13 protein-coding genes and 1 tRNA gene are annotated in these 13,671 nt (G+C 70.1%); 10 read left to right on the forward strand and 4 right to left on the reverse strand.

Features of this window, described 5'->3' with window-relative positions; genetic code table 11:
- Nucleotides 1-8 precede the first annotated feature (8 nt).
- Nucleotides 9-84: transfer RNA gene (locus ACMW4R_RS18075), tRNA-Arg, on the forward strand.
- Between the two features lie 83 nt (nt 85-167).
- Here the strand turns inward: ACMW4R_RS18075 and ACMW4R_RS18080 are convergent.
- Together ACMW4R_RS18080 and ACMW4R_RS18085 are read right to left on the reverse strand one after the other, a co-directional pair.
- On the reverse strand, nt 168-581 hold the full coding sequence (locus ACMW4R_RS18080) for a nuclear transport factor 2 family protein (protein ID WP_058627542.1): 414 nt from the start codon (nt 579-581) through the stop codon (nt 168-170).
- Nucleotides 572-1,378 carry an MBL fold metallo-hydrolase gene (locus ACMW4R_RS18085; RefSeq protein ID WP_418300586.1) on the reverse strand — a complete coding sequence of 269 codons (807 nt, stop codon included), beginning with the start codon at nt 1,376-1,378 and terminating at the stop codon, nt 572-574. Before ACMW4R_RS18085 ends, ACMW4R_RS18080 begins: the two co-directional genes overlap by 10 nt.
- 117 nt (nt 1,379-1,495) lie before the next feature.
- On the opposite strand from ACMW4R_RS18085, the gene ACMW4R_RS18090 reads away from it, so the two are divergent.
- The gene (locus tag ACMW4R_RS18090) at nt 1,496-1,990 is read left to right on the forward strand and encodes a MarR family winged helix-turn-helix transcriptional regulator (RefSeq protein WP_418300587.1); all 495 of its coding nucleotides are present in this window, start codon (nt 1,496-1,498) and stop codon (nt 1,988-1,990) included.
- Between the two features lie 27 nt (nt 1,991-2,017).
- On the opposite strand, the gene ACMW4R_RS18095 is transcribed toward ACMW4R_RS18090, so the two are convergent.
- The gene (locus ACMW4R_RS18095; RefSeq protein ID WP_058595007.1) at nt 2,018-2,764 is read right to left on the reverse strand and encodes an SDR family NAD(P)-dependent oxidoreductase; all 747 of its coding nucleotides are present in this window, start codon (nt 2,762-2,764) and stop codon (nt 2,018-2,020) included.
- Nucleotides 2,761-3,480: a FadR/GntR family transcriptional regulator gene (locus tag ACMW4R_RS18100; protein ID WP_058595008.1), complete on the reverse strand. Its 720-nt coding sequence runs from the start codon at nt 3,478-3,480 to the stop codon at nt 2,761-2,763. Before ACMW4R_RS18100 ends, ACMW4R_RS18095 begins: the two co-directional genes overlap by 4 nt.
- 187 nt (nt 3,481-3,667) lie before the next feature.
- Between ACMW4R_RS18100 and ACMW4R_RS18105 the strand changes: the two genes are divergently transcribed.
- The 8 genes from ACMW4R_RS18105 to ACMW4R_RS18140 are packed head-to-tail and all read left to right on the forward strand — an operon-like array spanning nt 3,668 to nt 13,664.
- Nucleotides 3,668-4,735: a sugar ABC transporter substrate-binding protein gene (locus ACMW4R_RS18105; protein ID WP_206597820.1), complete on the forward strand. Its 1,068-nt coding sequence runs from the start codon at nt 3,668-3,670 to the stop codon at nt 4,733-4,735.
- 32 nt (nt 4,736-4,767) lie between these two features.
- Nucleotides 4,768-5,877, forward strand: coding sequence for an ABC transporter permease (locus ACMW4R_RS18110; protein ID WP_418300588.1), 1,110 nt, complete (start codon nt 4,768-4,770; stop codon nt 5,875-5,877).
- Nucleotides 5,874-7,430: a sugar ABC transporter ATP-binding protein gene (locus ACMW4R_RS18115; protein WP_418300589.1), complete on the forward strand. Its 1,557-nt coding sequence runs from the start codon at nt 5,874-5,876 to the stop codon at nt 7,428-7,430. Before ACMW4R_RS18110 ends, ACMW4R_RS18115 begins: the two co-directional genes overlap by 4 nt.
- Nucleotides 7,427-8,413, forward strand: coding sequence for an ABC transporter permease (locus tag ACMW4R_RS18120; RefSeq protein ID WP_058614151.1), 987 nt, complete (start codon nt 7,427-7,429; stop codon nt 8,411-8,413). The genes ACMW4R_RS18115 and ACMW4R_RS18120 overlap by 4 nt, the downstream gene beginning before the upstream one ends.
- Nucleotides 8,410-9,777, forward strand: coding sequence for a four-carbon acid sugar kinase family protein (locus ACMW4R_RS18125; protein ID WP_058614150.1), 1,368 nt, complete (start codon nt 8,410-8,412; stop codon nt 9,775-9,777). Before ACMW4R_RS18120 ends, ACMW4R_RS18125 begins: the two co-directional genes overlap by 4 nt.
- A 29-nt stretch (nt 9,778-9,806) precedes the next feature.
- The gene (locus ACMW4R_RS18130) at nt 9,807-10,640 is read left to right on the forward strand and encodes a phosphogluconate dehydrogenase C-terminal domain-containing protein (RefSeq protein WP_058595013.1); all 834 of its coding nucleotides are present in this window, start codon (nt 9,807-9,809) and stop codon (nt 10,638-10,640) included.
- Nucleotides 10,641-10,659: 19 nt separating this feature from the next.
- Nucleotides 10,660-12,411, forward strand: coding sequence for a hypothetical protein (locus ACMW4R_RS18135; protein ID WP_418300590.1), 1,752 nt, complete (start codon nt 10,660-10,662; stop codon nt 12,409-12,411).
- Nucleotides 12,408-13,664, forward strand: coding sequence for a ribulose-bisphosphate carboxylase large subunit family protein (locus ACMW4R_RS18140; RefSeq protein WP_418300591.1), 1,257 nt, complete (start codon nt 12,408-12,410; stop codon nt 13,662-13,664). Before ACMW4R_RS18135 ends, ACMW4R_RS18140 begins: the two co-directional genes overlap by 4 nt.
- The last annotated feature ends 7 nt before the right edge of the window (nt 13,665-13,671 follow it).

Here is a 13,671-nt window from a genome sequence, read left to right on the forward strand (position 1 = left end):
GGCATCCCGCCTCCGTAGCTCAGGGGATAGAGCGCCGCACTCCTAACGCGGGCGTCGCAGGTTCGAATCCTGTCGGGGGCACCACTCGACGACGACGACCGTGCCGCGGGCGACGAGAAACGGCGACGCGCGAAGCCGGCTCCGGTTCCGCGCGTCGCCGCACGACCTCACTCGGCGGCGTCGCGGACGAGTGCCGTGTCGACGAACTGCTCGAAGCGCACGATGAGGCCGCCGCGGACGACGAAGTGGTGCGCGACGCGGACCGCGAGCGCTTTGCCCGTGGTGCGGTGGGTGGCGGTGTAGCGGGCCAGGACGACGACGTTCTCGCCGTCGACGACGTAGGTGTCATCGTGGGCGGTCCACCCCTCCCACTCCTGCCCCAGGCGCTCCATGACGTTCGAGGTCACGCCCTCGGGCGTGCGGTAGGTACCGGCGAGCGGGAAGCCGGCCATCTCGGTCCACTCGACGTCGGGCGCCAGGGTAGCGCGCAGCGCGTCGAGGTCGCCCGCAGCGGAGGCGAGGTACTGGCGGCGGACGACGTCGCGCGGCGCGTCCGAGACGCTGTATTCGTTCAGCCCCATGACATCTCTCCCTTGGCGACCTTCGGACCGATCTGAGCGGCGATCAGCATTCCCGCCGCAGGGTACCGCTCGATGAGGGTCGCGGTCACGGCCGCGCCGTCGGCCGATTCGTCGAGGATCTGCTCGAACGCCCGCAGGTAGTCCCGCGTGTAGGCGATCGCGCTCGCGTCGGTCGCGGTGTCGGGCAGGCGGTGACCGGGAACCACGAACGCGGGGTGCAGGGCATCCATCTCGTCGAGCAGGGCGATCCACGCGGCGCGCTTCTCGGGGGTGGCGGTGTCGGCGGTCCAGACATGCTCCTGCTGGAAGATCAGGACGCCGCCGAGGATCGCGCGGTGCCCCGCGTTCCACAGGTACTGGCGGTCGGGCAGGATCTCCGAGCTGCCGCGCAGTTCGAGGCGCTCGCCGTCGACGACGAGGGCGTCGGCCGTCAGCGGCGAGATCTCCACGAGACGCGTGGGGAGGTTGGTGCCGAGCGCCGCCCAGGCCTTCAGCTTGCCCTCGAAGGAGTGGCGGATGTGGTCGATGACGATCGGGGTCGCCACGATCGCGGCATCCGGGAACGCGTCGGCGATGGCCTCGAGACCGAAGTAGAAGTCGGGGTCGGCGTGGCTGACGAACACTGTCGTCAGCTTCTTGCCCGAGTCGAGCACGGCGGCGACGAGGCGATGCCCGTCGGCGCGCGTGAAGCCGGCGTCGACGAGGACGGCCTCGGTCTCGCCGGTGACGAGGGTGGCGGTCTTGTTCTTCGACCCCGCGGGGAAGTCGAGATCGAGAACGGTGAAGTCCAGAGCCATGGTTTTTCCTTCCGAGTGGTGCCGCGATCGCGGCGTACCGAAGAGAACATTAGCTGAGTAGTCAGCTATTCCCATCTCTCCGAACTTTTCCGACGGGGCCGCCCCTACGCTGTGAGGATGTCCGCCCCGACCCCCTTCGACTCCGCCACCGACGCCGCGTACGACCCCCGGATCCTGCTGTTCGGACGTCTGCTGGCCGCGGCGAACGGGTTCGAGTACCTCCTCGCGAAGGAACTCGAGGATGCCACTGGCCTCACGCACCCGATCTTCGAACTGCTCCTCATCGTCGCCCGCGGCGGCGAGACCGGCGTCTCGCTCAAGGACATCGCCCAGGCCAAGGTCGTGACCTCCGGCGGTGCCACGCGCCTCGTTCACCGCGGCGTCGAGCAGGGGCTTGTCGAACGGCACGCCTCCGCGGAAGACGGTCGAGTGCAGCTCGTGCGCCTGACGCCCCTCGGTGAGCGAACCGTGCGCGAGGCGAGCGCCGTGCACGCGCGGAACATCCAGACGTTCCTGATCGATGCGCTCCCCGAGGGGAGCGTCGAGGCGTTTGCGGCGGGCGTGCGTGCACTGAGCAAGACGGCGTCGGCCAGGCTTCCTGTCATGCCCTGACCAGGCGGTCGGAGACCGCGCGGGGCCTCAGAGCACAGTCATTCCGCCATCGACGAAGTACGTGCTGCCGGTCGTGAACGACGCCTCGTCGGAGGCGAGGTACACCATCATCGCGGCCACGTCGTCAGGGGTTCCGGCGCGACCGAGGGGCACGCGCGACACGATGTCGGCGCGCGAGGCCGCGTCGTCCGCCAGCGCGGCGACGAGGGGCGTGGCGGTGAAGCCGGGCACGACACTGTTGACGCGGATGCCGACCGGGGCGTAGGCCGCGGCGACCGTGCGCACGAGTCCCATCCCGCCGGCCTTCGTCGTGGAGTACGCCGTATACGGGGCACCCTCGCCGGTCAGGGCGGTGGGGCTGCCGGTGACGAGGATCGCCCCGCCCGTGGCGAGCATCGCCCGGACGGCGTGCTTCACGGTGAGGAAGGTGCCGGTGAGGTTGATGTCGACGGTGCGCTGCCACACCTCGAGATCGAGGTCGGCGATGGGCGCGTCCGCGCCGAACAACTGCACTCCGGCGTTGGCGACGACGACGTCGAGCCGACCGTGCGCATCGTGCACCTGCCGGAAGGCCGCGGCGACGGAGTGTTCATCGGTGATGTCGGCGACGAGCGCGCGCCCGGTCCCGTCGAGTGCCGCAGAGAGTCGGTCGCCGTCGCGGTCGAGCCCGAACACCCGCGCCCCCTCCCGTGCGAAGCGCTGGGCGGTCGCGAGGCCGATTCCCGACGCGGCGCCGGTGACGAGGGCCACCTTGCCCTCCAGGCGGCCGGTCATGCGGGTGCCTCTGTCGCGGCGTCGTAGTAGCGCTCGGACCCGTCGAGGTGACGGCGCATCGCCCGTCGCGCCGCCTCCGGATCACGCGCGCGGACCGCGTCGAGGACGGCGGCGTGTTCGGCCAGCGCGATCGGCAGGCGACCCTCGGTGGACAGGCTCGTCGAGCGGATGGCCTTCATCGTGGCGTTGATCGATTCGATGAGGGTGAGCATGAGGGCGTTGTGCGTCGAGCGCGCGAGAAGTCGATGGAACTCGGCGTCGTGGACGGCGGCGGTGTCCGCGTCGCGTGCGGCCGCCATTCGCTCGTGGGCGGCCGAGATGGCGTCGAGGTCGTCGTCGGTCGCGCGCGCGCACGCCAGCTCGACGAGACGGGTCTCCAGCGTCTCGCGGACCTCGGCGATGTGCTCGGGGCGGAGGAGGTCCTGGGACTGCGCTCCACGCAGATAGACCTCGAGGGCTTCGGTGACGCGGCTCGCCGAGACGGTGGCGATCTGCGTCCCGCGGCCCTCGGACACCTCGAGCACTCCCTTGGCGTAGAGGGTGCGTATCGCCTCTCGGATGACCGTGCGCGACACCCCGAAGCGTTCGCTCATCTCGCGCTCGCTGGGCAGGCGCTCACCCGCGCGGAAACGTCCGGAGGCGATCGCCTCCAACAGCTCGTCCGACACGCGGGTCGCCAGGGACGGTTGCCGCGTGAGGGGGCCGAAGTCGCTCATGACTCTCGCTTTCGCTTTCGAACCATCATCGATGATGGGCGAGCCAAACGGTAGCAGTGTTTTTGGTATACCAAATACCAAATAGGCCAAATGGCGCGTAAAACTTGCGGTTTGTAGAAACCGTGGCTACGTTTCGAGAGAACCGACGGCAGCAATGGTTTGCCGTATTTCGAGTCAAGGAGGCCTCGTGATCCGTTACCGTGCACTGGGCGCTGCCGCCGCAGCGCTCGCCCTCGTCAGCGCTCTCACCGCGTGCGGAACCACCGGCGGAGGGGCGGGGGGCAACTCCGCCGCTGCGGAGCAGGACATCAGCGTCGAGGTCGGATCCGACCTCAGCGGCAAGCGCATCTGCTTCGGTTTCTCGGGCAGCGAGACGGAGTTCTGGGCAGCGGGCATCAAATCGATCGGCGACTCGCTGGCCGCCGCGAACGCGACCGTCATCGAGCACAACTCGAACGAGGACCCCAACCGCCAGCTCGAGCAGGTGCGGGACTGCATCACGCAGGGCGTCGACGGCATCATCGTCATCCCCGAAGACGGGTCCAGCGCGAACACCATCATCAAAGAGGCGAACGACGCCGACATCCCGATCGGGATCTTCAACCGACCGCCGGCGTCCGAGGACGGCGCGGCGATCATCTCGGTCGCCGACAACCGCGATGTCGCGGCCCAGACGATGCAGTACCTCGCCGACGAGGCCACCAAGCTCGGCCGAAAGGTGCAGCCGCTCATCATGGTCGGAAACCTCAGTGACCAGAACGCCGTCCAGCGGCGCAACGGGTTCATGGACGTGATCGAGGCCAATCCCGACCTGTTCCTCGCGCCGATCGAGGTGCAGACCAACTGGGACGCCGCCACCGGACAGTCCAACCTGCAGGCAGCGATGCAGGCGAACCCGAACGTCGATGTGCTCTTCACCTCGAGCGACTTCCTCTTCCCGCAGATCCAGGCGGTCCTCGAGCCGCTCGGCAAGTGGAAGCCGGTGGGCCAGGAGGGGCACGTGATCATGGGCGGCCTCGACGGCGACAACCGCGCGTGCGGCCTGATCGAATCGGGCTACGTCGACGCCACGGGCGTGCAGGACCTGTTCTCGGAGGCCTCGGCGATGCTCGGCGCCCTGGGTGCGGCGATCGAGAAGGGCGAGACCGACCCCGACGAGACGATCGTCGACCCCGGGTTCGCCCTCACGGCGAGCAACTTCGCCGACCGCTCACAGGACATGTGGGGTTGCGTCATCACCCCGCCCGCCAGCTGACCCGTACACCGACCAGGAAGGAGCGCCCGCTCGTGTCGACCACCACCCCCACCCCGGCCGCCTCGACGACCTCGTCGTCGAGCGGCTCGGCACCGCCGCCGCGGCATCGGGCGCTCCTTCGCCGGCTCCTCGCCGGTGAGGGGTTCGTCGCGATCCTCATCGTCGTCTTCATCCTGGCCATGGCGCCCTTCGCTCGGGGCCTGCTGACCGAGCGCAACATGGTCAACGTCCTGTCCAACTTCTGGCCCCTCGCGATCATCGTGATCGGGCAGACGTTCGTCCTCGTCCTGGCAGGCATCGACCTCGCGCAGACGGCGATCATCAATCTCACGAACACGGTGGGCGCGCTCCTGGTGTCGCGAGCCCTCGAGCCCGCGCTGTTCCAGAACTCGGTGCTGTGGAACACGGTGATCGGACCGGACGGCGGACCGCTCGGGGGAGGATGGCCCGGCATCCTGTCGGCTCTTCTCATCGTCGTGGTCATCGGGGCACTACTCGGCTCGCTGAACGGGCTGGCCATCGCCCGACTGCGGATGCCGCCGTTCATGGTGACGCTCGGCACGATGCTGCTCTTCAGTGCGGTCGCCGTGTGGCTCACCCGCAGCGAGAACGTCGCGAACCTCCCCGACGATTACGTCGCGATCGGACAGACGTCGCTCTGGGGCGCCCTGACGGTTCCGGCCCTCATCGCCGTCGCGCTGGGGTTCGCGGCCCACTACCTCCTCGGGCGCACGCCCTTCGGCGGCTGGATCTACGCCGCCGGGACCAACCGGGACGCGGCGATCATCTCGGGCGTGCCGTACAAGCGCGTCGTGGTCACGGCCTATGCCCTGTCCGGCGTGTTCGCCACCGTCGGCGGCCTCCTATACTCCGCCCGTCTCGAGGCCGGGCGGCCGACGCTCGCGGACGATCTGCTCCTCGACGTCATCGGCGCCGCCGTGATCGGCGGGGTGTCGCTCTTCGGCGGGAAGGGATCGGTCCTCGGGGCCGCTCTGGGGGCGCTGTTCTTCGTCGTCCTCTCGAACAGCCTGAACCTGCTGAACCTGCCGTTCACGGTCGTCTTCATCGTGAAGGGTCTCGTGATCGTGGCGGCCGCCCTTCTCGACGTCGCCCGGACCCGACTGCTGGGCGGTGCCCGATGACCGCGCCCCGCCTGCGCATCGACGCGGTGTCGCACGGCTTCTACGGCGTCCCCGTGAACAAGGGGATCTCTCTCGAAATCGCTCCCGGCGAGGTCCTCGGCCTCGTCGGCGAGAACGGTGCCGGCAAGAGCACGCTCATGAACATCGTCGGCGGCGTCTTCCGGCCCGACGAGGGCGAGCTCTTCGTCGACGGCATCCTGTACGAGCCGCACAGCCCGGCCGAGGCGCGGCGTGCGGGCATCGCCCACGTGCACCAGGAGCTCAATCTGTTCGCCCCGCTCACCGTGGCCGACAACATGTTCCTCACCGACTCGCCGCGCCGGCTCGGCGTGTTCACCGACCGTCGCGCGGCTCGCGCCCGAGCCGAGGAAGCGCTCGCGCTCATGGACCTGCCGTTCTCGGCATCCACCCTCGTCGAGGATCTGAGCCCCGGGCAGCGCCAGATGCTCGAGATCGCGAAGGCCGCCGTGGGGTCGCCCAAGCTGGTCATCCTCGACGAGCCGACGACCTCGCTCACCTCGCGCGAGACCGCCCGCCTGTTCGAGCTCATCGGCTCGCTCACCGCCGCGGAAACGTCGATCATCTACGTCTCGCACATCCTCGAGGACATCGAGAGGTTGTCGGACCGCATCGCGATCATGCGCGACGGGGCACTCGTCGACGTGCGTCCGCAATCCGAGCTCCCTGTGAGCGAGGTCATCACGCTCATGGTCGGTCGTACCCTCGATGACCGGTTCCCCCGGCGCGGGGGTGCGGCGACGGACACACCGGTCCTCGAGGTGCGGGACCTCTCGGCGAAGGGCGTCGTGGATGCCATCGACCTGACCGTTCACGAGGGGGAGGTCGTGGGACTGTTCGGCCTGATGGGCGCCGGTCGCACCGAGCTGGCACGCATCATCTACGGGTTGGACCCCGCCGACCGCGGCACCGTGCGGGTCGACGGCGAAGACCTCTCCGCGCATTCCACGCGGGGACGCATCGCCCGGGGACTGGCTTTCGTCACCGAGGACCGCCGCGGCGAGGGCCTCCTGATGGACTCTCCGGTGCAGACCAACGCGGCCCTGCCCTCGCTGACACGTTGGGCCGGGGGAGTGCTCGGGCCCGTCCGGCGCCGAGCGCTCGCTCGCGACGTCGCCGAGGTCACCGAAGGCCTGCGCCTGAAGTCCGTCGACCTCGATCGCGCGCCCGTGCGGTCGCTGTCGGGCGGCAACCAGCAGAAGGTCGTCATCGCGAAGTGGTTGCTGACCACGCCGCGCGTGTTCATCCTCGACGAGCCCACTCGGGGCGTGGACGTGGGTGCCCAGTACGAGGTGTATCGCACCACTCTCGAGCTCGCCGACGCGGGCACCGCGGTGCTCGCGATCTCGTCGGAACTGCCCGAACTGATCGGCATCTGCGACCGCATCCTCGTCATGCGGATGGGGCGGCTCGTGGGCTCCTTCGCCCGTCAGGATTTCGACGCGCGTCGCATCCTCGGCGCCGCCTTCGGCGAGAACGCCGCTTCACCGATGGCGTCCGACGATGCCCCGCTCGACGAGGAGGTCTCGCGATGACGCAGAGACTGCGCCAGCTCGCGCTGGCGAACGTGCCGATCATCCTGCTCATCGTGGTGTTCGTCGTGTTCTCCCTGCTGGACCCGCGCTTCTTCGATCTGCAGACGCTCGCGAACGTCGCCCGCAGCACCGCCTACATCGGCATCGTCGCGGTCGGCATGACCCTCGTCCTCATGACGGCGGGGATCGACCTGTCGGTCGGCTCGATGCTGTACCTCACGGCCGTGATCGTCGGGCAGGTCATCAACGCCGCGGCCCTGCCGGTGTTCGTGGTCCCGCTCATCGCCGTCGGCGTCGGCGTGGTGCTGGGGGCCGTCAACGGATTCGCGATCTCGTTCCTCCGGCTCGTGCCGTTCATCGTCACCCTCGCGATGCTGACGGTGTTCCGCGGCGCGGGTCTGGGTCTGTCCCAGTCGCGCGAGGTGAACTACCCCGACGTCATCACCCAGCTCGGCTCCCAGCCGATCCTCGGCATCCCGTTGCCCGTGTGGATCTTCGCGCTCGTCGTCCTCGTCGCCCACCTCGTGGTCACGCGGACACCGTTCGGCCGCCAGCTCCTCGCCACCGGTGAGGACCGCGCGGCGGCCGAGCGGGCCGGCATCCCGGTTCGGCGTGTGCTGTTCACCGTCTACGTCATCGCGGGTGCGCTGACCGGACTCGCGGCCTTCGTGGCGATGACGCAACTGCGCACGGCCGCCCCGGGCTTCGGCTCGGGCGACGAGTTCGACGCCATCGCGGCGGCGGTGCTCGGCGGGACGAGCCTGTTCGGCGGACGTGGCTCGGTCTTCCCGGGGACGGTCGTCGGCGCGCTCCTCATCCAGCTCATCCAGACGGGTCTGCAGTTCCTGCAGGTGGATCTTTACGTGACGCCGATGATCCAGGCGTGCATCATTCTGCTCGCCGTCTTCATCGACGCGCTGCGCACCGGCCGTCTCGAGAAGCTGACCCGCCGGGTCGTCATGTCGGAGAGGACCGAGGGATGACCGCGCCGCAGCCGCCCGCGGACGGGCTCGTGCTCACCTTCTACGGCGACGACTTCACGGGATCCACGGACGTGATGGAGACCCTCGAGGATCTGGGACTGTCGACGCTGCTGTTCCTCGACCCGCCGACGCCCGACGAGATCGCCGCACACGACGGGGTCCGCGCGGTGGGTGTGGCCGGGATCGGCCGGACGATGTCGCCGGAGGAGATGGATGCCGAGCTCCCGCCGGTTCTCGGAGCGCTCGCGCGACTGGGTGCCCCGCTCCTGCACTACAAGATGTGCTCGACGTTCGACTCGGCACCGACGATCGGCAGCATCGGCCGGGCGACCGAGATCCTCCGTGCCGCGGTCGGCTCGGACGACGCCGTCCCGCTCGTCGTGGGCGTGCCGCAGTTGGGCCGCTGGACCGCCTTCGGCACGCTCTTCGCGACTTTCGAGGGCACGGTCTTCCGGCTGGATCGGCACCCGGCGATGACCGTCCACCCGATCACCCCGATGACCGAGGCCGACCTGCGTGCGCATCTCGCCGCGCAGACCGCGCTGCCGATCGCGCTCCTCGATGTCGCGACGCTCGACGGCGCCGACGCCGAGGTCGCCGAACGCGTCGACTCCGTCCTCGGTGAGGAACACGGGGTGGTGCTGCTCGATGTCGACGGCGCGGCCACGCAACGTCAGGTCGGGCGGGCCCTCGATCGTGTCCTCACCCGCGCCGCGGCTCGGGGGACGACGGCGGCGGTGGTGGGATCCTCCGGCGTCGAATACGCTCTCGGCGCCGCGTGGGAGCGACGCGGCCTCGCGCCGGCGGGCGCCGTCCGTGCCCCCGGTGCGACGCTCGTCGTCTCGGGCTCTCGCGCTCCGGCGACGCAGCGGCAGGCCGAGGCGGCGCTCGCCGCCGGCTTCCGGGGCGTCGACCTCGATCCGGTCGCCGTCACCGACCCGATCGCGGGCGAGCAGGCCCGAGAGGAGGTCGCCGCCCGTGCGGCCTCCGCGGCGACCGACGGCGAGCACGTCCTCGTCTTCGCGCCACCGCCCGCTGCCGGTGCCCGTCCCGTCGCGGGCGGAGACCTGTCCCGGGCGCTCGCCGACATCGCGGCGCGCGTCCTCGCCAGGGCCGATGTCTCTCGCCTCGTCGTCGCGGGCGGCGACACCTCCGGTCATGTGGCGCGGGGTCTCGGCATCCGGGCTCTCCGCATGATCCAACGCCTCACCCCGGGGGCGCCGCTGTGCTCCGCGGTCAGCGACGACCCGCGCATCGACGGGCTCGAGCTGTGCCTCAAAGGCGGGGGCGTAGGCGGCCCCGACTACTTCGTCCGGCTGGCCGAGCTGGGCGCCGACGCCCTCGTCGCGGACGCCCCGCGGTGACGGCGAAAGAACCACCAGAAAGGGAACAAATGACCACGATCGCCCTCGTCGGCGCCGGAGGAAAGATGGGCTCGCGGCTCACCGACAACCTCCTCTCCACCGACTACGACCTTCTCTTCGTCGAGCCCAGTGAGGCCGGCGTCGCGCGCCTCGCCGAGCGCGGTGCGACACCGACGAGTCTCGCGGATGCCGTCTCGGTCGCCGACGTCGTGATCCTCGCCGTGCCGGACAACCGCATCGGCGTCGTCGCGGAGCAGGCCGTTCCGCTCATGCAGTCGGGCGCGACGCTCATCGTCCTCGACGCCGCCGCGCCGTACGCCGGCCACCTGCCCGAGCGTGATGACGTCAGCTTCGTCGCGTGCCACCCGTGCCACCCCTCGGTGTTCAACAACTCCGAGACCGACCCGGTGGCGCAGACCGATTACTTCGGCGGGGTCGCCGCCCGGCAGGACGTGGTGATCGCCCTCATCTCCGGGGACGAGGCCGACTACGCTCGCGCTGAGGAGGTCGTGCGGGCCTTCTTCGCCCCCGTGCTGACGGCTCACCGCATCACCGTCGAGAACATGGTGCTCCTGGAGCCGGTGCTGGCCGAGACCACAGCCGCGACCTGCGTCACGATCATCAAGGAGGCGATGGACGAAGCCGTCCGCCGGGGCGTGCCCGCCGAGGCGGCGCGCGCCTTCATCCTCGGTCACGTCAACGTCGAGTTGGCCATCGTCTTCGGGGAGATCGGCTCGCCGTTCTCGGACGGCGCGCTCAAAGCCATCGCCACGGCGAAGGACATCCTGTTCAAGGACGACTGGAAGCGCGTGTTCGACGACGAGATCATCGCGGCCAGCGTCGACGAGATCGTCAACCACTGAGGGCGGGGGAGCGGGACGGATGACGCAGGCGACAGCGGAGCGTTTCTCGGTCGGGCCGTGGGAGTTCGATCTCACCCCGACGGGCGACCTCGCCCACGTGTCCTACGCGGGCATCGAGGTGGCGCGCGGCATCCAGTTCGTCGTCCGGGACGACGCGTGGGGAACGATCGTCGGAGATCGGGACGTCCGTGTGACGCGACGATCCGATCGGGAGGTCGTCGTCGAGATGCGATCGCGGCACGACTTCCCCTCGGGGGCGGTCGAGGCGACCACGCGCATCCGCGTCGGCGGGGATCGCCTGCGGTACTCCGCCGATGCCGTCGTCGACGGCGCGGTCGAGACGAACCGCGTCGGCCTGGTCGTCCTGCATCCGCTCACACAGGCCGGTGCGGAGGTCGACCTGACGCACGCCGAGGGCACCCGCTCCCGTTCCCGCTTTCCCGAGCACGTCTCGCCGCACCAGCCGTGGTCGGCGATCACGGGACTCGCCCTCGACGTCGCCGACGGATGCCGGCTGCACATCGCCCTCGAGGGAGACGTGTTCGAGACCGAAGACCAGCGCAACTGGTCGGACGCGTCGTTCAAGACCTACAGCCGCCCGCTGGCATTGCCCTACCCGTATCGGCTCGAGGCCGGGGAGTGGGTGCGCCAGGCGGTCGATCTGCGCGTCACCGGCATTCGTGCGACGGGGGCCGTCGATGCGGCGGCGGATCCGTTCGGACCGTTCGCGATTCGATCCGATCGTTCTGCCCCGCGTCCCCGCCCGAGCCTCGGCGTTCAGCTCGGACCCCGGGATGCCGACCTCGGCGCCGACGAGGTGCGCTCGCGCGTCGAACGGCTCGGCGTGGACCACGTACGCGTCGACGTCGTGTGCGAGAACGGCGGTGCCCGGGGTCTCGACCAGTTGGACGCGTGCGAGGACCTTCCCGTGGAGCTCGCCCTGCACCTCGAGGATGACTCTGACGCTGCGCTCCGTGCGGTCCGCGAGCGCCTCGCACGGCGACGCGCCGCGCTGCGTGCGGTGCTGGTGTTCTCGCTCCGAGCTTCGGTGACCTCGGGCGGCGCGGTCGCGCTCGTGCGTCGCGCCCTCGCCGACCAGCTCTCGGGGGCGGTCGTCGTCGTGGGTACGGACGACAACCTCGCCGAACTGGGCCGCGGCGAACCCGATCCGGCCGACGCCGACGAGGTGACCTTCAGCCTCACCCCGCAGGTGCACGACGGCTTCGAACGCTCGATCATCGAGACGACCGAGGCGGTGCCCGCGATGATCGACACCGCCCGGCGGCTGGGCGGGGGTCGACCGGTCGGGATCGGCGCCCTCACCCTCCGACCTCGGCGTTCGCTGTACCGTCAGGGGCACCGCATCGACCGTCTCGACCGCGACCCGGAGTCCGTGGATCCGCGTCAGCACGACGAGTTCGCCGCGAGCTGGCTGCTCGCCACTCTCGCGGCCCTCGCCGCGGAGGGCGTCTCTCGTGTGACGGCGCTCGAGGTGAGCGGTCCCCGGGGAGTGACGGATGCCGGCACCGCCCGCCTGACCCCGTCCGGCGAGGTCATCGCCGCCGTGGCCGCGTCCGCGACGATCGGGACGCCGATCCTCGATCTCCGGGCCGGTCTCGTCGCGCTGCCCGTGGAGTCCGGGACGCTCGTCGGCGATCTCTCGGGCCGTGCCCGGCACGGCGAGGTCGACGGCGTCGACATCGACCTCTCCCCGTACGCGGTGCGTCTGGTCACCCCCTTCTCCGCCCCCGATCCGAAAGCGTCATCATGAGCTCCGACCGAATCCACGCCCACTACGTCATCGAGACCTCGATCGGCCTCGAACGCGCCGCGGCCGCGATGGCCGGTGAGCAGTCCACGGGGACGTTCATCGCGCTTCCCGGCGAGACGCCCGAACTGCACCGCCGGCATGCGGCGCGCGTCGAGAGCGTGGTGCTCACGGAGGAGGGCGGTGAGCCGTCGCTGTCGGGCTCGCGAGGCCCCGGTCCCGTGCAGCGCGGCGAGGTCGAACTGTCCTTCCCCCTCGAGAACGTCGGCACCGCGCTTCCCAACCTCTTGGCCACCGTGGCGGGCAACCTCTTCGAGCTGCAGCAGCTCTCCGGCATCCGTCTGACCGATCTCTCGCTTCCCGAGGCTTTCGGACGGGCGCACCCGGGACCGCAGTTCGGTGCCGCGGGAACGCGGGAGGTCGCGGATGTGCGCACCGGTCCGATCATCGGAACCATCATCAAGCCGAGCGTGGGCCTCACACCGGAGCAGACCGGCGTGCTCGCGGAGGATCTCGCGCGCGCGGGCCTCGACTTCATCAAGGACGACGAGCTGATGGCCGACTCGCCGCACTCGCCGTTCGAGGAGCGCCTCGACGCGGTGCTGCGGGGCCTCGACCGTGCGGCGGAGGTCACGGGACGGCGTCCCCTGTACGCGGTCAACCTGAGCGGCGACATCGACGAGATGCGTCGGCGGGCCGATCTCGTCGCCGAGCGCGGTGGCAACTGTCTCATGGTGAGCGTCAACGCGGTCGGCATCGCCGGCCTCCGCGACCTGCGGCTGCACAGCTCTCTGCCGATCCACGCGCACCGCAACGGTTGGGGCGCGATGACGCGCTTCCCGCTTCTCGGCTATTCCTACCGGGTATGGCAGCAGCTGTGGCGCCTCGCGGGCGCCGACCACCTGCACGTCAACGGTCTGCGCAACAAGTTCTGGGAGCCGGACGATTCGGTCGTCGCCTCGGCTCGCGCCGTGCTCGAGCCGATCAACGGCGGGCCCGCGGCCATGCCCGTCTTCTCGTCGGCGCAATCGGCCGAGCAGGCCGCCGACACGTACGCGGCCGTCGGCACGGACGATCTGATGTACGTCTGCGGCGGGGGGATCATGGCGCACCCCGACGGCCCCGCTGCCGGCGTGCGCAGTATTCGACAGGCCTGGGATGCCGCTCTCGCGGGCATCGACCTCGACACGTACGCCGCGGATCATCCGGATCTCGAGGCAGCACTGCGGACGTTTCGCGGGGCGACCAGCGGCTGAGACGGTC

Source organism: Microbacterium sp. S1037, from assembly GCF_048381605.1.
GTDB classification, from domain to species: domain Bacteria; phylum Actinomycetota; class Actinomycetes; order Actinomycetales; family Microbacteriaceae; genus Microbacterium; species Microbacterium testaceum_B.